Origin of the sequence: Lysinibacillus telephonicus (assembly GCF_003966145.1) — a bacterium.
Lineage (GTDB): Bacteria > Bacillota > Bacilli > Bacillales_A > Planococcaceae > Ureibacillus > Ureibacillus telephonicus.
Map to the genome: position 1 here is coordinate 1 of NZ_RXNR01000093.1, position 13,071 is coordinate 13,071.

The window sequence follows — 13,071 nt, forward strand, 5'->3', positions numbered from 1 at the left end:
GCGAACAGTTTTGTGGACGGGATCAAGTCCCACGGGCCAGAACGTTCTACCCCGGCTACTATCAATCTATAAATTGAATAAAAAATAGTCAACCAGATTTCTCTGGCTGACCTTATAATACAAACGGGCCATATTGTTGCATAACGAGTGTGAGGAAAAATGCATATTGCGAAGATTTTCACTTAAACTAACGAGGCAGGCTAAATAAGAAGCATTGCATCATCAAACGTGGAGGCAATGAACAATGAATGAAAAGATTACTGAAAAGGCTCTTGTATACGAGAAAAATACCCGAATCTCGGTTCCCACATATGATGGGTTATTTATGATGGTCCGATCTTATTTTAGAGCTCAATTGGGTGAAAAAAAGGCATCATTGCTTGTAGTCGGAGCAGGTGGAGGAAATGAGCTTTCTGCTTGGGGACCGTCTAACCCGAAATGGACGTTCACTGGAGTTGATCCTTCTGAAGAGATGCTTCATATTGCTAAAAATAAAGCAGTTCAGCTAGGCTTGGAAAATCGCGTTGAACTTATACAGGGAACAATAGATGACATTCCCCTTTCAAAACCGAAATTCGACGCGGCAAGTTGCATCTTGGTTCTTCATTTTATTGATGATGAACAAGAGAAATTGAAGCTGCTTCGAACCATTAAGGATAATTTAAAATCGGGAGCTCCATTTGTACTTGTTAGTGCATACGGAGACAGAGATAGTTCCGAACTTTATGACAGAATAAACGTATGGAAAAGCTTTTTCCTGGATGCTGGATACGAGAAATCCAAAGCGGACGATATGGGCAAAGTCATTATGAATATTTCTTTCATTCCTGAAAGTCAAATCGCACAGTTATTGAAAGATGCTGGATTTACGAATATAACGAGGTTTTATTCTACTGGACTTTTTGCGGGATGGATTTGCCAAGCAGAATAAATTATTGCAGATAACATGAGTTAAGACTGATTGTTTTGTTAATGGGGGCTAGAGTTAAACAAGTTAAGGTTGCTACGGCAACCTTTTTATTATGCTAAATCAGCTAATAGAAGCTGGCCGTTATTCCAGAATAGGGCGCGATTGTTGAACAACTTAGATAGGAAATGATTAAACTTTTTTATAAAAATTGAACAATACTTCACAAAGAAAGAGCCCATTTTGATTAATCTTTTTTTCAAAATAGGTTCTTCTTATTTATCATAAAATACGGGTTTGTGAGGCGTTTTTGATCAAACTTCTCTTTCAAATCAACATGTGATGTAGTTTTATAAAAAAGTTTGATTATTTGAAACAAAATTCGATTATTTAAAATAAAGATTGATAAAAAATCCTGTGTTGAAAAAAATGCAGGATTTTTTCTTATTTCACAATTAGGCCATTTTATGGAGTAAAGATTGCATAAATCCCGCACTTTTATGCATCTGTAAAGATTCTGAAAAAATCCGAAACATTGATAAATCAATATGTATAAAATTATGCTTAATCCAAATCAACAAGAGCCAAACCCTTGAAATAATAGGTTTGGCTCAATAGCGTATTTTTAAAAGAAACATTGTGTATAACATAAAATGAATTTTTATATAGCCCTTAAAATTACTCCATAAAAGTTTTTTCTACTATGTCCTTATCTGCCATATCATTTCATTGAACCACCTGATCAATTACTTTTTGCAATTTCTTTTCTATTAGGAGCAAGAGGTGGTTGCTCTAACCAATTATTTTTCACCATAACATTAAACCATTTTTTAGTAATCATAAGATTTTGTAAAATGGTACTTTCATAAGTTGCAACAAGGTCTGTTCGCATGGCTGATGCTAGACCTGCACCGTGATATGCTTGTGCAGCTTGGAATAAGAAGCCAGTATGATACATAATTAACTTATCGGAAAAAGGAGAGTCTGTTGAAGTCGTAACTTCAGTCTCCCATGACTTAGGAACTGGTAAATTATCCGTTTGCATAATTTTGGAAAAGGCTTTTATTTGTTGATCAGCCGTTTTTTCGGCATCCTCTAAAAACTTTCTTACTTCTTTTGTTTGTGTTATTTGACTGAATGCGATTGAAAGAGTTTTTGCCATAATACTTTTTTTAAGGTTGAAAGAAATGTTTATGATTTCTGGAGCTGATAACATCCTATCCTTTCCGAAAAATCCAGCTATGAAATCTTGGCTGGAAACATATTCAGGGCTATTAACTGGATAGAATAAAGGGTCTCTCTGGAAACTTCCTTTCTCAAGCAATAAATCAATGGTTTGATGATACATCCTTTTCCCATCATTATCACAGGAATCGAAGAAATACCTTAAGTCCTCTCTAACAGAAACCCCCAACGAAGTTGAGTGTCCAAGCAAACCATGTAAAGTCATGACATGTAAATAATTTAAGCAAAATATATCTGTGAACAATCTTGGTTTACCTTCAAAAAGGTCAAATTCAGTAAATCCAATTGGAACTGGAAAACCTTCGTTCTCTATAAAAGTTGCGATTTGTTGTTTTTGCTTTTCAAATGTCTTGATAGCATCCTCAAAAATAGCTTTAATTTTCTCATCCTCAATAATAGAAACCATATATCTATTTATAATATCAACGGCTGTTCCATTTACATATTCTATCCATAGTGACCCTATTTCAGAAGATGTTAGTTTTAATTTATTCTCATCCATTTTATCACCTCTTGGATATTATTCTTCGATTTAGCGATAATTATGAATTTAAAATTAAGATAAATTATTGATTTTAATAAGAAGACAAAGTAAATTGTTTTAAAAGGTAGGTAAAGTAAACTTGACATTTTGTTAACCAAACTTTACTCTTATAGTAGAATTTAGCTTACTTGAAAGGAGACTCAATCTTTGTGGATGTAAATAAAACCTTGTTGTCAAGCCGAATTCATATATTTTAAGTTGTTTGTTTGTTGGAAAACTGTTTATCTATTACTTTTTGTATTCTGTACTAAGAAAAATAGCGAATTCACTTCGAGGTGCAAAAATCAGAATAAAGGAAAAAGAGGTTTTAATCATGAAGTCGTACTCATTAAATTATTACATTATTATATGTTCTGTACTTTTTATTATTTCTATTAGCACCATAATAAAAGTATTTGTCGATAACCACCCACTGAAATTTATTTTTGTTTTATTATTTATTGTTGGTTTGTTTGTTGGATACTTCCGATACCTTATGCGCAAAAAGAGAGATGCAGTAAAACAAAGAAGCAAATATCAACGGTTTGGAATACTTTTATTATTTATTCTAATCTATATGGGGATAAAAACAGGAGTAAGAGAGTTTGTAAGCAGTGAAGTATCAAGTCAAGATTACGGTATTGTTTTAGCTTTCTTTATATTGGGGCTTTTCATATCTTATTATGCACTTTACTCATTTTATCTTTGGAATTTAAGAAAAATGGAGAAAATCGAGTAAAATAAAAAACAAAAAAATTTCACTCCTTGATAAAAGACTTGATTTACTATGTCTTTTTGAGCTCAATTATGTTTGTTAAGAGTATTTTAGGTAATCCCTGATTACTAACTTTAGTATAAGTTCTAATGATAAAATTGCTAAAATCCTTTCATAATAAGGTTTTTTGGTTACCAATATTAATGTAGCCTTGGTACAGCGGGTAAGTTGCTGTATCAAGGTGTTTTTTATTTTTCTAAATGTTGCTTAATTATATAGTTGAATAATAAACCGAATAATATTTCACAATCTTCCTTAATTATTAAGGAACGCTTCCACCTATTCGTGGATAGTTAATAATAAAGAATAGAAGGTTTACATCTAAATTAACGGGCAGAATATTTAAAGAAGTTTTAGTAAAGAATAATACAAAAGAGGAGTTTATTTCTTATTATGTTCGGACTTATTATTTCGGTTATTCTGTTTAATACAGCTGCTATTATTACCGTCAAACGATTCACAAAAAGTCAAATAGTACATATATGGACATTTACAATGATATTACAATTTTTCGTTGATCTTTATTTAGGCTATAAATATCAAGCATATTGGTATTTTAACAAGGAAATTGAATGGTCATCATTGCCGGCACCCACTCTATTAGGCCCACCTGTTATTTTATTGTTTTTAAATAGATTCCCATTTCAAACCTCTTTATTAAAGCGTTTTCTATATATAATTTTATGGTCCATCGTGTTAATAATCTATGAAGCCCTTGCTTCACTTCCAGAACCATGGGGCTTTTTTAATTACGGATGGTGGAAATTAGCATATTCAGCCCCTATTTACCCGTTTCTGCTTATCATAGCATTATCTTATTATAAGTGGATTTGCAGCTTGGAGAAAACAAACTAAGAAGAGGCATTTTAACAGTAATTGAAGCAATCTTAATAAACAAAATTGCTTCTGGAAAGACTTTGAATAATTTCTGGGGGTAGCAGTAATGAACAATTATACTAATGATAATACAACCAGACGTTATAAAGCTCATGTAAGTACGGTTGGAACTACCCAACTACATTTACGAAGCCCTTATATTATTGCTTGGTGGTCAGCTGCGTTCCCTGGTTTTGGTCATCTCCTCTTATCCAAATATCTTAGAGGATACTCTCTCATTATATGGGAGGTTCTCGTGAATAATATGTCCCATTTAAACCAAGCAATTATATATTCTTTTACCGGGGAATTTGATATGGCGAAAGAGATTCTTGAACCGAGATGGCTGCTTTTATATCTTCCGGTTTATATATTTGGCATTTGGGATAGTTACCGGACTACTGTGGATATGAACAAAGTTTTTATATTGGCCGAAAGAGAAAATGCCAATTTTAATTCTTACGTTATTGGGGCTTTGGAAATAAACTATTTAGATAAAAGAAGGCCGGTAATGGCAATAATTTGGTCCTTTTTTACGCCAGGATTGGGTCAATTATATATCCATCGAGTGGTCACAGCCATTTTTATAATGATTCTCATGATTGTTTTTGTATACTTTTCCAATGTGCTTATTGCAGTTCATTATCTTTTCTTGGGGGAAATTAGCCAAGCGACAGCAGCTATTAACCCACAGTGGTTTTTGTATATGCCTTCACAAATAGGCTTTGCAGTATACGATGCTTACGTGAATACAGTGGAAAACAATAATTTGTTTGAAAGTGAGCAACGGAAATTTCTACAGGAGAACTATCAACAATATCGTGTGAAAATACCAGCATCTGATGAGGTGAATTAAATTGCAAATTTTTTCTACCTTTGAGCATTCATCATATCTTGAGTTAGCGATTACGGCAATAGAGAAAGCAGGGATACAAAAAGATAATATTCTTGCAGTGCCGCTTATGAATCGGGTTCAAGAAAGAAAGTTATTTGATACACTTCATCGAGCTGACGGCATTAGTTTGTTTGATAAGGGGGCAGCAATTGGAACAGCATTTTCTGTTATTGGAGCATGTGTTGGTTTTGTATTAGAATGGGGTCCAATTATTTGGGGGTTAATAGGTGGCGCAATAGGATTTATAGTTGGATTTATGATTGATTATATTTTCTATAAAGTCATTCATAAAAGAAAAAGGGTGTTAAAGGGAAAACGTTCTGAAGTAGTGTTAGTAATCAATTGCCCTAATGAACTAGTAGAGAAAGTGGAGCAGCTGCTTTGGGATAATCTTGCATTAGGGGTAGCCAAATTAGAAGGATCTGAATAACCAAAATATAGCATATGTATCGATGAATTAATTTGAGGATGTATCTCCTGTAGAAGCCTATGATCAGCATATAAACTGTATCATTATTGGAATTTATTAACATGTTAAATTGAGTTAATTTAAGGGGATAGTCGAAATTAGATTTTATCAGCAGCTAAAAACCAAACCTACCTTATTTGGTCAATCCTTTCCAAATAAGTGGGTTTCTTATTTTTTCACTAAATATACAATCTCATTCCATTTTAATCAAATATTATCCAAGTTAAAAACTAAAGTGGATGGATCATTCCAAAACTAAAATCAATTTTCAGGAAGCACTAGGTTTATCAAGACAATGATTAATATACAAGTGGCAAATATAGTGACATAGAAATTGTGCTTTTAGGTCTTTTCTGAACAATAGCTAATACATAAAATGGATAATTGTGTTAAAGTTTAATTGAGCTAACTTTTAAATTAAATCCCTGAAACTGAAAAAGACATGCCCTAGTTCACTAACGAATTTTTTTAGACGATGATTCATCATTACATTAAAGCTGTAAATAGCTAAAACACTGAAAAATAGTATAATACCAGAAAATTGGGAATAGATGAAGTATTATAGTCTATAAAACGAATTTGTAATAACGCAAATCGGTTAAAAATAGGGTGTTAGTATAATCTTGAAAGGAGGTTGTTTGATGAATAAAACTACGTCTCTATTAATAATTTTTGCTATTTTAGTATCTGGTTATTCTATTGTTCAATATTTTATTATGGACGCACATCAAGCTGGATTTGTTCAATTGAAACTTTTATTTTCTTCTACATTAAGTTCCCTTTGGTACATTATGCTTTCTATACATATTATTTTTGGTATAGCAGCTTTAATCATTGGCCCCTTCACACTATTTGCCAAGTTTAGAGAAAGAAATATAAATCGTCATAAAATACTTGGCAGGATTTATATTATAGGCGTTTTCTTTGCGGGTATATCGGGAATCTATTTAGCAATTTATGCAACAGGTGGATTTATAGCACAATTAGGTTTTGGTTTTTTATCTGTATTTTGGTTGCTAACAGCATTCCAAGCACTTGTTAATGTAAAAAATAAAAATATTCAAGAACATCAAAAGTGGATGATTAGAAATTATTCATTAACTTTTGCAGCAGTGACTTTAAGAATGTGGTTACCATTGTTTACATTAATGTTTGGTTTTGAGAACTTTAATTACAGTTATGCTATTATTGCGTGGTTATGTTGGGTGCCAAATTTAATTGTTGCACAAATGATTATACAAAGAAACGTTTTAGTGAGTAGGTAACCCCCGATCTCTAGTTTGTTTGAATTCTTACTTGAATTTCAGTTAGGAATTCTTCACTACGTATAGTATCTCGATTATCAACTTCATATATCTCGAAAGGGTTACTTAATAATTGATAACCTTTTTCTTTTGCATAGTTAATTATATCAAGTATTCGATCATAGCTTTGACCGTAATCGCCTCGGTAGTAGAGAGAAAGGTAATCTCCTTCTAGGAGGACAAAATCACACTCAATGTTCTCATAATCCAAGATGAAAAAAACAGAATTAAATACATTCTTAATCCCTTTATTAACATCTCCAACTGATACGGATGCTCCAAATAATTATTAAACATTGCTATGAATTAATACATATCTACTACCGATATATGCAAAGTAAACAGGCTTCAATGAGGATGGAAAAGTAATGTTTTAGACTAAATTAAATAATAAGGAGGACACGATATGAACAAAAAAGTGATAGGGGTGTTATTTCTTTTAATGGCACTTTGTATTGGTGTGCTTCTATATGGAAATGTAGGACAAGCTGTTCAGCCAAATGAAATATATGTGTCTCCAGTCGGAAATGACAAAAACGAAGGTAGTAAGAGTGAGCCTTTAAAAACCATACAACATGCAGTCAATCTAGCGAAACCAGGCACAACGGTTTTTATTAGAGGTGGAAATTATAATGAACAGATTGTTTTAAAGAATTCGGGACAAAAAGACGCTCCTATCGTCATCAAGGCCTATCCGAATGAAAAAGTAACTATTGATGGAAAAGGTGTTAATGTTTCATGGGATTATCAAGGATTGATATCCATTCATGACAAAAGCTATGTCACGATTGATGGATTAGAAATCAAAAATTACACAACGAGACAACAAGATCTTGTACCAATCGGCATTTCTGTCAGCGGAAGTGGAAAAGGGATTCATATTTTGCACAACCATATTCATCATATCGAAACTCAACATCATGAAGGGAATGCTCATGGAATAGCTGTATACGGAACAAAAGCACCCGAGGCAATTGAGGATATTGTCATTTCAGGAAACACACTTGAAGATATGAAGCTAGGTGTAAGTGAAGCACTAGTTTTAAATGGGAATGTTTCGAATTTTAAGGTTACAAACAACATAGTAAGGCGAAACAATAACATAGGTATCGATGCCATTGGATTTGAGGGCGTATCACCTAATGAAGCCTATGATCAGGCGAGAAACGGTATCATTAGCGGCAACACAGTCTATCAAATTTCCTCTTTCGGAAATCCAGCCTATGGGAACGAATATTCAGCAGGCGGTATTTATGTAGATGGTGGAAAAAGGATTATCATTGAAAACAATAAAGTATTTCAAAGTGATATAGGAATCGAAGCGGCAAGCGAACATTCGGGCAAATCTACTAGTGAGATTACGATACAGAATAATTGGATTTATGAAAATAGAAGTGCCGGAATTGCAATAGGAGGGTATGATGCGGAACGAGGCAATACTATTAACAGTATCATTACCGATAATATCCTATATAAAAATGATACAAAGTTTCAAGATGCCGGACAGTTGCTAATCCAATATAATACAAAAGATAATAGAATCGAAAATAATATCATGGTTGCAGGCGATTCGAACCTCCTTATTAGCAACCCCTTTAAAAAAAATGATGGTAACAAAATAAATCACAATGTCTATTATCTAGATAAGGGAGAGAAGGAGACGCGTTGGATATGGGAAACGGAAGAAATAACAGGATTCACGAATTATAAACTGAGAAGTCTTCAAGATAGAAACAGTGTTTTTAAAAAGCCAACATTTGCAGATGAAAGTAAATACGACTTCCGATAAGACGTGAAAAGCTTCGACACTAGTAGTAGTTAAAAAGCTTAGACTTAATAATCAAATATAGTTTATGGGGAAAATGTGCGTTTCTACAGGATGTAGAGACGCATATAATCGTCTCCTATCGAAAAAACAAAGGTTAGCGATATATTCAATTTTCTTGCTTTCTAAACCATATTAGATTATAACTTTGGCTATGAATATAATTTTGATGCTACAACTATCGGGTTGTGAATTCAGGGAGGAAATTGTGTCTTTTAATACACTTAGGTCATGTTCCAGTTATTCATTAATTTACTTATATTATTAACATACAAAAAGAATCCACAAGAACAATTCTCATGGATTACTGTAGTTAATTGTATTATGGAGTTATCTTTGCTGTATCACTTGAAGTAGTATCATTTTCAACAATTTTTTCTACATCTATTACCCACTGACCAGTAGTATCTTTTGAAGCTACTATTTTCACATTGATATCTCTGAATAAAATTTCGCCTTCTTTACGCATATCTGCGGCTAAAGTAATTGTATCTAAATATCTTGTATCACCATAGGAAGCAATATAGTTCAACACATCATTATTTTTTAACGATTTAATTTTTTCAGTAGCAATGTCACTTTGTATGCCTAATTTTACAAATTCATTAACAATAGCAGATTGGTTAAAAAAATGTAGATTTCCAGATTCTACTTTATAAAGCATATTAGCGAACTGTGAACGATTAATAGGTGTATTCGGTTTATAATTCCCATCATTATATCCACTTAAAATTCCAAGTGTTTCAAGTGTGGCGATTTCTTGACCCCATGGATAAGTAAATTTTTGCCCATCAAAAATATCAGATTTAACTGCCCCATTTTCTTTATAGCTTTGGAGTTTAATTAACGGAATATGATAAGCTTTTACTATAATCCCTGCAAACTGGCCACGTGTTAAAGGTTGGTTTATACCGAATGCTCTGATAGGGGAATCATCTCTTAAATAGTACCCACGCATAATACCATTCCACTCTAACTTATTAATATATGGATAGAATTGATTTGTTTTAGGTACATCAATAAAATCTACACCACTATACACATCTGAATACTCTACTTCTCTTAATCTATCATCTAACACTTTTGCCAGAATACTAGCGACTTGTCCACGAGTAACATTATCATAAGGTCTAAAGGTAGGTAATGTTCTGCTAATAGCTTTTTGGCCTAATAAGTACTGAACGGAATTATAAAAGTTATCTGTTTTCTTAACGTCTTTGTAATGTACATCTGCTGCGTTTACTCCAACACTAGTCGAAAAGAGTAAGCCTGCTGCGATGCAAATAGATGTTAATGTTTTTTTCACTTTTTTCAACTCCCTAAATTCATAGTAATCTATTAATTTGGAAAATAACATTTATAGGGAATTATTTCAATAAGTCATCAGTGTTGATAAATTGTATGATTTTGTAAATTTCTATATATATTAATTGCCACAGAATAAGAATTGGTCAATTAGAAATCTAGTAAATTATTCTAAGGGGATATTTTTAGCTTGAGCAATAATATTATGAATCAATGTTTCAACGGTTTGATTTTTCGCTAGTCTTGGACTTTGGCCAGACCAAAGAGACATGTAATCTTGATTGTTTTGTGTTGCTGACGCTTTTCTAATATCTTGAGTTAATATATTCTGAACGGGAAAATCGGGTAAAACTTCTTCATGCTTTTTCATTTCTGAGATAAATTTATTTTTAATACCTCTTGCCCATTTCCCTGAAAATGAACGAGTTAATACAGTCTGGTCTTCATGTGCATTCAGAACGGCTTCTTTATATACTTTATGTGCTCCACTTTCAACACAAGTTAAAAATGCAGTTCCCATCTGAACACCTTTTGCTCCAAGGCAAAGGGAAGCCATTAAGCCTCTTCCATCCATAATTCCTCCAGCAGCAATTATAGGAATTCTCACATTATCAACAACCTGAGGGATAAGCGACATTAAGCCGATCATACTTTCCTGATCATTATCTAAAAAGCTTCCTCGATGCCCGCCTGCTTCACTTCCTTGAAGAACTATGATATCCATTCCTGCTTTTTCATTCTCCACAGCTTCTTTAACCGTTGTAGCTGTCCCTACTAGAATAATATTATGTTGTTTTAATTCATTAATTACTTTTTTAGAAGGAATGCCGAATGTAAAAGAGCAAATGGAAACCTTTTCTTCTATAACAATTTTAACTTGATCATGAAATGTTTCTTGTGCATTATGAATTGTAGAAATGTCAACGCTATCTTTTGGAGATACATTTAATTGCTCACGTATCGGGTTTAAGAACTGATTAGCTGATTTAGATTTAATCTCATTCTCGAAAACATTCACTTCGTTCGGAACGAATAGATTAACGCCAAAAGGTTTTGTTGTTAATTGTTTTATTTCTTTAATTTGTTCTCGCATTTGAACAGGTGTCATGTAACCGGCACCAATCATGCCAAGACCCCCAGAGTTTGAAACTTCAGATACTAATGGTGAAGTTGTTATCCCTCCAGCCATTGGAGCTTGTATGATTGGATACTCAATTTGTAAAAGTTTTGTTATTTCATTAGTTAACATAATGATCCCCCTCATGTTTTCATCCCTTATACTCAAATCGATTTAAAAGCTATAATGAACCTGTTAGAAACTGTGCTTCTCCGAGTCCGAAGCTCCAATCAGCATCAGTATTCTCTGTTATTGAAACAATCAAATCTTGTGGAGAAATTCCACATTCGGCCTCAAGTTTATGTGCTAAAAGGGAGTATAGTTTTTCTTTTTGTGTTACAGTTCTTTTTTTACTAACAATACTAATTATGACAAGGTCTTTACTTCTCTTAAACCCAAGTCCAGTATCCTCGATTATTAGCTCATGTAAAGGGTGCTGATGAACTATTTGATAACGATCGCTCTCAGGTACTTGGAAAGCTTCAACCATCGCACTGTGAGCTGAATCCAACAATTTTTTTAAAGTTTTTTCGTCTCTTCCTTCTACTAAATCAAAACGCAATAATGGCATTTTGTATGTCTCCCCTTAAATTTGTATTTAGAGTCTTTTTTAAGAAATGAGTACTTTTGCTTCTACTCACCTCCAGTTAAAATTTGGATGCTTTAAGTATAGCGCTTTTTTGATATATGGTATAATACTGAAAAATGATAATTGGTATCAGTATTATCGATAGGTGAGGTTTATACCATATAAGGAGAGATTGTTATGGATCTTCAATCATTAAAGATTTTCCAGACCGTTGCAAAGTTGGGGAGTATTTCACAGGCAGCAAGAGAACTTCAATATGCCCAATCTAATATTACTATGAAAATTCAACAGCTAGAATCGGATCTCCAAACTACCCTATTTTATAGACATAATCGAGGCACTGCATTAACGGCTAAAGGAATTATGTTACTAGCATACACTCAAAAAATATTTAATCTTATTGAAGAAACAAAGAGCGTAATGAATGATGATCAAACACCAAAAGGCCAGTTAACGATTGGATCAATGGAAACAACCGCTGCAGTACGCTTACCGGCTCTACTTTCCAGGTACCATAAAGACTTTCCAGATGTTGATCTAACTATAAAAACAGGACCTACTAAGCAAAATATTCAAGGTATTCTGCAGTACGAACTTGATGGAGCATTTGTAGCTGGGCCTATTGGACACCCTGAACTCATCGAAAAAGAGGTATTCGAAGAAGAGTTGGTACTCATAACAGATTCTATTGACCCTCCTATTTCTTCTTTTGAAGACTTCCAAACAAGGACGCTGCTTGTATTTCATAATGGATGTTCCTATCGTGAGAAAGTTGAACAATGGTTACAAAAAGAGGGGTTAATTCCTAATAAAGTTATGGAATTTGGAACAATAGATGCAATCATTGGCTGTGTTGAGGGGGGGCTTGGTATAAGTATGCTTCCACAAAGTGTTGTTGCCAAGAATGTACAAAATGGTACCCTAAGACAATATTCACTTCCAAATGAATATGGAAAAGTTAAAACAGTATTTATTTATCGAAAAGATAAGTATTTACCAGCGTCTTTAAAAGAATTTATTAACATGTTAGATGAGGTAAAGAGCCTGATTTAAGGGGAAAGCGAAAAATTTTAATAAATATTCTCATACTAAAAGAAACCCACTCTATTAAATAAGTGGGTTTCAGACTGTAGACAAACTCGAAAATTCGAGTTTGCCTACAGTCTTTTTTCTTTTAAAATAAAATTAATAACCCTTTTTGAATAAGTTAGTTGATTTCCGTTTCGGCGGACGCTTTCCGC

The 13,071-nt window shown here is 33.3% G+C and carries 13 protein-coding genes; 8 read left to right on the forward strand and 5 right to left on the reverse strand.

The genetic code is table 11. The features are described 5' to 3' along the window. Positions 1-244: 244 nt before the first annotated feature. Positions 245-931 carry a class I SAM-dependent methyltransferase gene (locus EKG35_RS18945; protein ID WP_126296100.1) on the forward strand — a complete coding sequence of 229 codons (687 nt, stop codon included), beginning with the start codon at positions 245-247 and terminating at the stop codon, positions 929-931. A gap of 718 nt (positions 932-1,649) precedes the next feature. Here the strand turns inward: EKG35_RS18945 and EKG35_RS18950 are convergent. Next, positions 1,650-2,654: a DUF3231 family protein gene (locus tag EKG35_RS18950; RefSeq protein ID WP_126296101.1), complete on the reverse strand. Its 1,005-nt coding sequence runs from the start codon at positions 2,652-2,654 to the stop codon at positions 1,650-1,652. 355 nt (positions 2,655-3,009) lie between these two features. Here EKG35_RS18950 and EKG35_RS18955 point away from each other — a divergent pair, with 355 nt between their 5' ends. From EKG35_RS18955 to EKG35_RS18975, 5 genes are all read left to right on the forward strand, one after another. Then, on the forward strand, positions 3,010-3,414 hold the full coding sequence (locus tag EKG35_RS18955; RefSeq protein ID WP_126296102.1) for a hypothetical protein: 405 nt from the start codon (positions 3,010-3,012) through the stop codon (positions 3,412-3,414). Positions 3,415-3,843: 429 nt separating this feature from the next. After that, entirely contained in the window at positions 3,844-4,305 is a 462-nt protein-coding gene (locus EKG35_RS18960) for a hypothetical protein (RefSeq protein ID WP_126296103.1), read from the forward strand. Between the two features lie 88 nt (positions 4,306-4,393). Then, positions 4,394-5,182, forward strand: coding sequence for a P-loop NTPase family protein (locus tag EKG35_RS18965; protein ID WP_126296104.1), 789 nt, complete (start codon positions 4,394-4,396; stop codon positions 5,180-5,182). Between the two features lies 1 nt (position 5,183). Next, complete coding sequence (locus EKG35_RS18970; RefSeq protein ID WP_126296105.1) at positions 5,184-5,651, forward strand: inorganic phosphate transporter; 468 nt, start codon at positions 5,184-5,186, stop codon at positions 5,649-5,651. A gap of 680 nt (positions 5,652-6,331) precedes the next feature. Beyond that, positions 6,332-6,955 (forward strand): DUF2306 domain-containing protein, encoded by a 624-nt coding sequence (locus EKG35_RS18975; protein ID WP_126296106.1) that lies wholly within the window; start codon positions 6,332-6,334, stop codon positions 6,953-6,955. A gap of 10 nt (positions 6,956-6,965) precedes the next feature. Here the strand turns inward: EKG35_RS18975 and EKG35_RS18980 are convergent, their stop codons facing one another. After that, positions 6,966-7,205, reverse strand: a complete 240-nt coding sequence (locus tag EKG35_RS18980; protein WP_185807825.1) for a GyrI-like domain-containing protein — start codon at positions 7,203-7,205, stop codon at positions 6,966-6,968. A 195-nt stretch (positions 7,206-7,400) separates the two neighbouring features. On the opposite strand from EKG35_RS18980, the gene EKG35_RS18985 reads away from it, so the two are divergent. Continuing rightward, on the forward strand, positions 7,401-8,783 hold the full coding sequence (locus EKG35_RS18985) for a DUF1565 domain-containing protein (protein ID WP_126296108.1): 1,383 nt from the start codon (positions 7,401-7,403) through the stop codon (positions 8,781-8,783). 358 nt (positions 8,784-9,141) lie between these two features. On the opposite strand, the gene EKG35_RS18990 is transcribed toward EKG35_RS18985, so the two are convergent. The 3 genes from EKG35_RS18990 to EKG35_RS19000 all read right to left on the reverse strand — a co-directional run bounded on the left by EKG35_RS18990 (position 9,142) and on the right by EKG35_RS19000 (position 11,812). Then, positions 9,142-10,176, reverse strand: a complete 1,035-nt coding sequence (locus EKG35_RS18990; protein WP_246020493.1) for an S-layer homology domain-containing protein — start codon at positions 10,174-10,176, stop codon at positions 9,142-9,144. A 114-nt stretch (positions 10,177-10,290) separates the two neighbouring features. Continuing rightward, entirely contained in the window at positions 10,291-11,373 is a 1,083-nt protein-coding gene (locus tag EKG35_RS18995; RefSeq protein ID WP_126296109.1) for an NAD(P)H-dependent flavin oxidoreductase, read from the reverse strand. A gap of 49 nt (positions 11,374-11,422) precedes the next feature. Further along, on the reverse strand, positions 11,423-11,812 hold the full coding sequence (locus EKG35_RS19000) for a tautomerase family protein (protein WP_126296110.1): 390 nt from the start codon (positions 11,810-11,812) through the stop codon (positions 11,423-11,425). A gap of 195 nt (positions 11,813-12,007) precedes the next feature. On the opposite strand from EKG35_RS19000, the gene EKG35_RS19005 reads away from it, so the two are divergent. Then, the gene (locus EKG35_RS19005) at positions 12,008-12,883 is read left to right on the forward strand and encodes a LysR family transcriptional regulator (RefSeq protein WP_126296111.1); all 876 of its coding nucleotides are present in this window, start codon (positions 12,008-12,010) and stop codon (positions 12,881-12,883) included. Positions 12,884-13,071: the final 188 nt, after the last annotated feature.

Coding starts and splice junctions, on each gene's coding strand:
- EKG35_RS18945 (WP_126296100.1), top strand. CDS start 245: ATGAATGAAAAGATTACTGAAAAGGCTCTTGTATACGAGAAAAATACC.
- EKG35_RS18950 (WP_126296101.1), bottom strand. CDS start 2,654: ATGGATGAGAATAAATTAAAACTAACATCTTCTGAAATAGGGTCACTA.
- EKG35_RS18955 (WP_126296102.1), top strand. CDS start 3,010: ATGAAGTCGTACTCATTAAATTATTACATTATTATATGTTCTGTACTT.
- EKG35_RS18960 (WP_126296103.1), top strand. CDS start 3,844: ATGTTCGGACTTATTATTTCGGTTATTCTGTTTAATACAGCTGCTATT.
- EKG35_RS18965 (WP_126296104.1), top strand. CDS start 4,394: ATGAACAATTATACTAATGATAATACAACCAGACGTTATAAAGCTCAT.
- EKG35_RS18975 (WP_126296106.1), top strand. CDS start 6,332: ATGAATAAAACTACGTCTCTATTAATAATTTTTGCTATTTTAGTATCT.
- EKG35_RS18985 (WP_126296108.1), top strand. CDS start 7,401: ATGAACAAAAAAGTGATAGGGGTGTTATTTCTTTTAATGGCACTTTGT.
- EKG35_RS18990 (WP_246020493.1), bottom strand. CDS start 10,176: ATGTTATTTTCCAAATTAATAGATTACTATGAATTTAGGGAGTTGAAA.
- EKG35_RS18995 (WP_126296109.1), bottom strand. CDS start 11,373: ATGTTAACTAATGAAATAACAAAACTTTTACAAATTGAGTATCCAATC.
- EKG35_RS19000 (WP_126296110.1), bottom strand. CDS start 11,812: ATGCCATTATTGCGTTTTGATTTAGTAGAAGGAAGAGACGAAAAAACT.
- EKG35_RS19005 (WP_126296111.1), top strand. CDS start 12,008: ATGGATCTTCAATCATTAAAGATTTTCCAGACCGTTGCAAAGTTGGGG.